Genomic DNA, 6,000 nt, shown 5'->3' with positions numbered 1-6,000 from the left:
CAACGGCAGTTTGATGTGGCTGTTGATTACTACAACAAGGCGCTGAAGATATATGAAGATGCCGGGGATTTGTACAGTGCTGCTGATGAATATCACCACCTGGGCAGGGTAGCCGAAGAGCAACGGCAGTTTGATGTGGCTGTTGATTACTACAACAAGGCGCTGAAGATATATGAAGATGCCGGGGATTTGTACAGTGCTGCTGGTGAATATCACCACCTGGGCATGGTAGCCCAAAAACAACGGCAGTTTGATGTGGCTGTTTATTATTATCAAAAAACCTATAAAGTTTTTGAGCAATTCCGCGATTGGCGTAAGGCTTCACAAACATTGGGTAAATGGGGAAGGGTTTTAGAAGCTCAAGAAAATTACGCTGAGGCTTTGCAAATTTACATTCATGCTTTAGCCATTGAAATAAAGCATCATAAAGTTTGGATTGGTCATTATATCAATGAATTAGCCCGTATGCTCAAGCAGTTAGGTGAAAGGCAGTTTCAAGCCATTTGGTGCGAGGCGAGGGGTGAAGAGTGCGCTGGAGAGTTCCGCGAGGCAATTTGGACAGCGCGAGATAGGCTAGAAACAGAGTCTTAGGGTGCAGTGCAAGATTTATTGCCAACGTCAAATCATTCATAAGTTTTGTTTAAGCATTGCTTGCGATCGCACACAGCGCACTACCCTAAAGAGCGATCGCATAAGCTTTTGTCAAAAAGTTGTAACCTTAAGCCTTAATGTCGTAACCTTAAGCCTTAAGGTTATAGCATTAAGCCTTAATGTTATGAGGTTAAGCCTTAAGGTTATAGCGTTAAGCCTTAATGTTATAAGGTTAAGCCTTAAGGTTATAGCATTAAGCCTTAATGTTATAGCGTTAAGACTTAATGTTGTAATGTTGGTGACGACAAGACATTCACTTATAACTGCGATCGTTGATTCAAGAACTACTTTGCAGCCAGTTCCATCCTTGAAAGCTTTTACTGAGTCACAGCCAGAGAAGCCGAAGAGACAAACAAAAATCAAAGCTTTGCAAGGCTGGTTTGAAAAAACACAACCTACGCCTTCTGATTTTGACCCAGACCAAGCCAGATGGGAAGCTTTAAACGAGAAACATAATCTGTGAAATTGCCAGAAATATTATTTAATTATATATAGATGAGGAAAAGCAATATGCAAGCCTACAAGCTGAACGCCACAATTGACGAATCAGGTCATTTAATTATTGACGAACCTCTAAATATTGCTCCTGGAAAAGTGGAAGTAATTATTTTGCAGCCAGTTCCATCCTTGGAAACTTCTACTGAGCCACAGCCAGAAAAGCCGAAAAGAAAGTCTAAAGTCAAAGCATTTGAAGGTTTATTTGAAAATGCCCCACCCACACCACCAGACTTTGACCCAGACCAAGCCCGATGGGAAGCTTTAAATGAGAAACATAATCTGTGAAAATCTTGTTAGACACCAACATCATTATAGATGATGCCCTTGAACGTGAACCTTTTCTAGAGGCAAGTGAACAAGTGTTGGTGGTAGTTGAGCAAGGACAGGTAGAAGGTTATATTTCCGCCTCAACTTTTAGTGATTTGTATTACATCATCCGTAGGGCAAGAGGTCGAGAGTGGACACTTACTTATTTAAGGCAATTGGTCAACTTCTGCCGTGTCGCTACCGTAGACAGTACCGCAATCAATATGGCACTAAACTTTAACTTTAGAGATTTTGAAGACGCTATTCAATACAGCGCTGCGGTACTTAATCATTTAGATGCTATTATTACTCGCAACCCAAGAGATTTTCCAGTTGCTATTCCTAGAATTATCACACCTGAAGAATTGATTCAGGAACTAACAAATACTCCATAAATAATTAAGTCAAATATATATGAATGCCCAATTAACCCCTATCGAAATCCAAGAACTTCAGCAACTTCTCGTAAACGACACCCCAGCGCAACAAGCACTTACTACCCTACAGCACCACAACGGGAATCTAGAAGCCAGTTTTGATGCACTCTGGCAAGAGAAAGTCGGCAAAACAGATTATAGTAGGGGCAAAAAATCTCTTTTACAGCTGACCCTCAATGAAATCCGCGCGGAAATCTGTGGTGATGATGGTTTACAGGGCAAAATTAAAGAATACACCAAGAACCCTGGTAGTGCTTCTCTACTCAACAGTATCATTGGCTCACTGGTGGCAGTTGCAGCAGTAAATGGAATACCGATGGATGCTGCGATCGCAACAATTGTCGTATTATATATTTTAAAAATTGGAATAAACGTTTACTGCAAATATACTGAGCTAACAAGTGAGGGGGACAAAGATAATAATTCCTAACTCCTAACTTCTAACTCCTAACATAGTGGGCTTGATGCAAGAAAAAGCCCAAGAACTCTGGCATGTCGTGAATCATCCGCAATGTAATTACTACGTCTGTGGTGATGCCAAGATGGCAGATGATGTATTTGAGGTGTTTATGGCGATCGCTAAAACGATTGGTGAACTATCTCACATCGAAGCAGTAGAATTCTTTGAGCGCATGAAGAAAGAGAACCGTCTCCATGCAGATGTTTGGGGTGTGCAATTGCACTTCCAGCAAGCAATTCAACAGGTAGAAAAAGATAACTACTCAAAGGCTGAAAAATGGCTCAATAGAGTTAAGCAATCAACCAATGAGCAAGCTGCAATTGAACAAGGGCAACCGTTAACTGTCTAATACCAGGAGTGAAACCCAACAAAGCCATGAAAATGTTGGGTTTTCTTCCTTAACCAACCAACACCGAAGTCAATACTGCTCGGTTAAGAATATTCGTAGTAGCACGTCAGCCTTAAAACATTGGGTCTACAAAATACTTGACCAGTACAGAGTCAGCAGCATGATTATATTGCTTGACAAAAACAAAATTAGGAGCCACAAGACACTACTAATTAATCTAAGTTCACTTGATAGAAATGAGTGGTTTTGATGAATTGCTGCTTCTACCAAAGTTGACAAACTCGAACTTTTTCACATTTAATATAAGTACTTTTAATACTTTCGCATTACTCAAATTTGTGAATTCTGAACTATATAGTTATTCAACTTAAGTATTAAATAAGATTATTACCAATAGTCTAGGGAAAGCAAAGACGTGAACCGTTTCAAAAAGCTATCCTCAATTGTGTTCCTGCTATTAGCCTTCATATATCCACCTGCTTTGGCTGAAGCCAAGGATAATACTCTAAATAATGTTCTCAAGGAACACACTCTTGACGCACAGACAAAATTAGTTGGAGAGCAAAGTGAAGAGCTTTTATTAGCTCATCGACGGACTCGACGACGTTATCATAGACGGCAACGGACTGGAAAATATTATTATCAACGCCAGCGGAATCGACGACATTATTATAGACGACGCTATCGCTCTGTACGTTATCACGGACAACCATATCGTCGTGGAGAATGGGAACTGGTTCGTGATCGTCATGGACGATTAATCTATGATTGGCAGCGTTAATAGTAAACTTTTCAACCAATTCTCCCACAAAATCTTTATGCGTAAATCCTAATGTAGGCAGACTCGTTAGCAAATGCGTCAATCCATTAGTTATTAGTTCAAGTCTTCTTTTCCTCTCCCAAAGCTTGATAAAATCGATGCAATTGTAGTGACTAAAATTGTGATCAGATATGGTTTTTTCTGGTGAAAGGTATGAAATCAATGCCTGTAGCTTTCAATCCCTAAAATGATCCCTTGGTGAAAGCAATGCGATGCAAGTAACCCCTCACGTTCCTGGTAAATTCCGCAACTGCTCATCCAAATGACTACGGTCTGCCAAAAGCTTTAACAGCGGCCCATGTGAGGTAAATTCTACAATACTGACTGAAGCTACAGGGCATCCTAAACGAAAACGGAAGCGTCCCACATCAATCCCTAGTAAACTACACAGAATAATTCTGATGGTTGCTTTGTGTGAAACAACTAAAACATTACCACTAGTGTAATTTTGCTTGATTTCTTCAATCACCTGCAAGGCACGAGAAGCAATTGTCACAGCCATTTCTCCACCAGTTGGAGCATTCCAAGCCGGATCTGCTGACCAGCGAATATAATCATCGTGATATTCACGGCTAATTATTTCTGGCGTTTTTCCTTCCCACTTGCCATAGTTGATTTCCTTTAAACCATCTCTGAGTTGTGGTTCCATCCCTATTGCTGCACATAAGGGTTTTGCTGTCAATATAGTTCGTCGCATTGGACTACAAAATATTTCTGTCCAAGGGATATAACTATATGCGTCAGCAAAAGCCTTTGCCATATCCAACCCTTCTGGTGTAAGTTCTGAGTCTATGGAACCGCAAAAGGAATTATTGCGGCTGCATTCTGTTTGTCCGTGACGGAGAAAATAAAGAGTTAGGCTCACGGTATATTCTCATCGATTGTAAATTTAAGAGCGTTAACAATCAGATGTAGCTGAAGATAGTTAATGCCTGTGGTATATTACTATAATTTTTTGAGATTTTGAATAATTTTCAGGGCAAAGTTGCCGCAGTTAGGATCGTCGTAGAAATTGCCATTGTGCGATCGCTGATTTAGGTCATTTTGATCAAAAATAAAGGTGGGTAATACCCACCTAATCTCTTAGTCATCCTCCAAACTTAAAATTCAGAAGTTACTTGCGACTACCTAACCACTTAGCCGCCGCAATTCCAATAATACCTGCCACTACAGGATTACTGAGAAACTTGATAATCCCTGGTTGCTCCGCCAGCACTTCGCGGAAAATATCGGGATGGTTGTGATAGGCAAAAGACGCTAGTTTGCTAACATCATCAGCAGTCATACGGCTGGGGTGGTGTGTAGATAGTCCCAACTGTTGCTCTAGATGCTTCTCGTCTAGTTTTCTTTCCTTCAAGTGCTTGAAAAAGGCTCTTGCTACATCATCCCGTTCATTGGGTTTAATTTGTGCGATCGCCTGTTGTAATTCTGGCTCCATTTGGCTGGTTGGTATCCGATCTGGATGTAAAGATCGACCAAATAACTGCCGACGTTGATCTGGTGTTGTCCTTTGAGCGAAATCATCAAAATTTTGATATTCTGCTGTTGATTCGGCTGTAGTATCATCTAAAGATTCAACATCGCCCTGAGCCAAATCTTTCATTATTTGACGTTTATACTGTTCGCTGCTGGCCACTTTACTTATCTCCTTTTTGCCGTCAATTTATTTTGAGAGATGGTATTTCCAAGCTATAAATCCAAATCCCAATTCATCAAACTCTCTTCAAGCTCTTATTGCAAATACAGCACTTAGCTATATTTAACTTGATTAGTCTGAGTGTCATATTCGGTAGTCAAAATCAATTGCTTATCAGGCGCATAAATCAAAACCTTTAAGTCTTGATTGGGGAAGTTTTTATGAAAACCTTGAACCAATGATTTTGCTAATGGTCGCACTTCGTTAGGACTAACTTTAGGGGAAATCACAACACCTAGTTTGTTGTTATCACGAACATAAGCGTCCTGAACTAATCCGCGAGATGTTTGCACAACCCAGGTACCAAAGCTTTGTCCTCCTGGGGTATTGCCTCGCTCTAACTCTGCATAAGTTACATCTCGACTAATTGCTGAGGGGGTAGTTGGACGGTCAAGTTGTGACACAGCACCACCACCACAGGCGGTAGTTATTATCATTACTCCGATTAAAAGGAAAGTCGCCAATATTTTGCGACTTTGCTGAAACAGAATCATTCTTTGACCTCCTGAAAAAAGACTTTAAACAACAAATAGAATGGGTTGGATATTCAAACTAACGCTTGCATTTATAAACTTGGAACATATAGAGGTTATTGCTCTAATTTATAATAATTTTATTCTGGAATATAGAGACGTAATAAATTACGTCTCTACAAGATTTCTGTCAATCCAAGCTAGCCCTTTAACTTTCCACGCTTGCTAAGAAAAGAAGAAAGGGGTATAGCGTTGAATCTTAAATACTTCATCCTTTTTTGCAAAAGTGGAATCCACCCCATTTATATCC

10 protein-coding genes are annotated in these 6,000 nt (G+C 40.2%); 7 read left to right on the top strand and 3 right to left on the bottom strand.

Annotated elements, in window-relative coordinates; translation table 11 throughout:
• From F8R90_RS23450 to F8R90_RS23420, 7 genes are all read left to right on the top strand, one after another.
• Nucleotides 1–591, top strand: a 591-nt coding sequence (locus F8R90_RS23450; protein WP_196512678.1) for a tetratricopeptide repeat protein, incomplete at its 5' end; no start/stop codon positions are given.
• Nucleotides 592–889: 298 nt separating this feature from the next.
• Entirely contained in the window at nucleotides 890–1,114 is a 225-nt protein-coding gene (locus F8R90_RS23445) for a hypothetical protein (protein ID WP_196512677.1), read from the top strand.
• A gap of 47 nt (nucleotides 1,115–1,161) precedes the next feature.
• Nucleotides 1,162–1,434 (top strand): hypothetical protein, encoded by a 273-nt coding sequence (locus F8R90_RS23440; protein WP_196512676.1) that lies wholly within the window; start codon nucleotides 1,162–1,164, stop codon nucleotides 1,432–1,434.
• Nucleotides 1,431–1,850 carry a type II toxin-antitoxin system VapC family toxin gene (locus tag F8R90_RS23435; RefSeq protein WP_196512675.1) on the top strand — a complete coding sequence of 140 codons (420 nt, stop codon included), beginning with the start codon at nucleotides 1,431–1,433 and terminating at the stop codon, nucleotides 1,848–1,850. Before F8R90_RS23440 ends, F8R90_RS23435 begins: the two co-directional genes overlap by 4 nt.
• A gap of 19 nt (nucleotides 1,851–1,869) precedes the next feature.
• Nucleotides 1,870–2,322: a hypothetical protein gene (locus tag F8R90_RS23430; RefSeq protein ID WP_196512674.1), complete on the top strand. Its 453-nt coding sequence runs from the start codon at nucleotides 1,870–1,872 to the stop codon at nucleotides 2,320–2,322.
• A 31-nt stretch (nucleotides 2,323–2,353) separates the two neighbouring features.
• Nucleotides 2,354–2,701 carry a hypothetical protein gene (locus tag F8R90_RS23425; RefSeq protein ID WP_196512673.1) on the top strand — a complete coding sequence of 116 codons (348 nt, stop codon included), beginning with the start codon at nucleotides 2,354–2,356 and terminating at the stop codon, nucleotides 2,699–2,701.
• Between the two features lie 415 nt (nucleotides 2,702–3,116).
• Nucleotides 3,117–3,482, top strand: a complete 366-nt coding sequence (locus tag F8R90_RS23420) for a hypothetical protein (protein WP_196512672.1) — start codon at nucleotides 3,117–3,119, stop codon at nucleotides 3,480–3,482.
• 265 nt (nucleotides 3,483–3,747) lie between these two features.
• Here F8R90_RS23420 and F8R90_RS23415 read toward each other — a convergent pair whose 3' ends face one another.
• The 3 genes from F8R90_RS23415 to F8R90_RS23405 form a co-directional block, all read right to left on the bottom strand.
• On the bottom strand, nucleotides 3,748–4,386 hold the full coding sequence (locus F8R90_RS23415) for a histidine phosphatase family protein (protein WP_196512671.1): 639 nt from the start codon (nucleotides 4,384–4,386) through the stop codon (nucleotides 3,748–3,750).
• Nucleotides 4,387–4,635: 249 nt separating this feature from the next.
• Complete coding sequence (locus F8R90_RS23410; protein ID WP_196512670.1) at nucleotides 4,636–5,157, bottom strand: hypothetical protein; 522 nt, start codon at nucleotides 5,155–5,157, stop codon at nucleotides 4,636–4,638.
• Between the two features lie 113 nt (nucleotides 5,158–5,270).
• Complete coding sequence (locus F8R90_RS23405) at nucleotides 5,271–5,711, bottom strand: hypothetical protein (protein WP_196512669.1); 441 nt, start codon at nucleotides 5,709–5,711, stop codon at nucleotides 5,271–5,273.
• Between the last annotated feature and the right edge of the window lie 289 nt (nucleotides 5,712–6,000).

Origin of the sequence: Nostoc sp. NZL (assembly GCF_015714705.1) — a bacterium.
Classification (GTDB): Bacteria; Cyanobacteriota; Cyanobacteriia; order Cyanobacteriales; family Nostocaceae; genus Nostoc; species Nostoc foliaceum_A.
Note: the sequence above shows the minus strand (reverse complement) of the source record. Positions and strands in the feature narration are given on the sequence as shown.

Excerpts from the sequence above, each read along its gene's own strand:
- F8R90_RS23405 (WP_196512669.1), bottom strand. The coding sequence starts at position 5,711 with ATGATTCTGTTTCAGCAAAGTCGCAAAATATTGGCGACTTTCCTTTTA.
- F8R90_RS23440 (WP_196512676.1), top strand. The coding sequence starts at position 1,162 with ATGCAAGCCTACAAGCTGAACGCCACAATTGACGAATCAGGTCATTTA.
- F8R90_RS23430 (WP_196512674.1), top strand. The coding sequence starts at position 1,870 with ATGAATGCCCAATTAACCCCTATCGAAATCCAAGAACTTCAGCAACTT.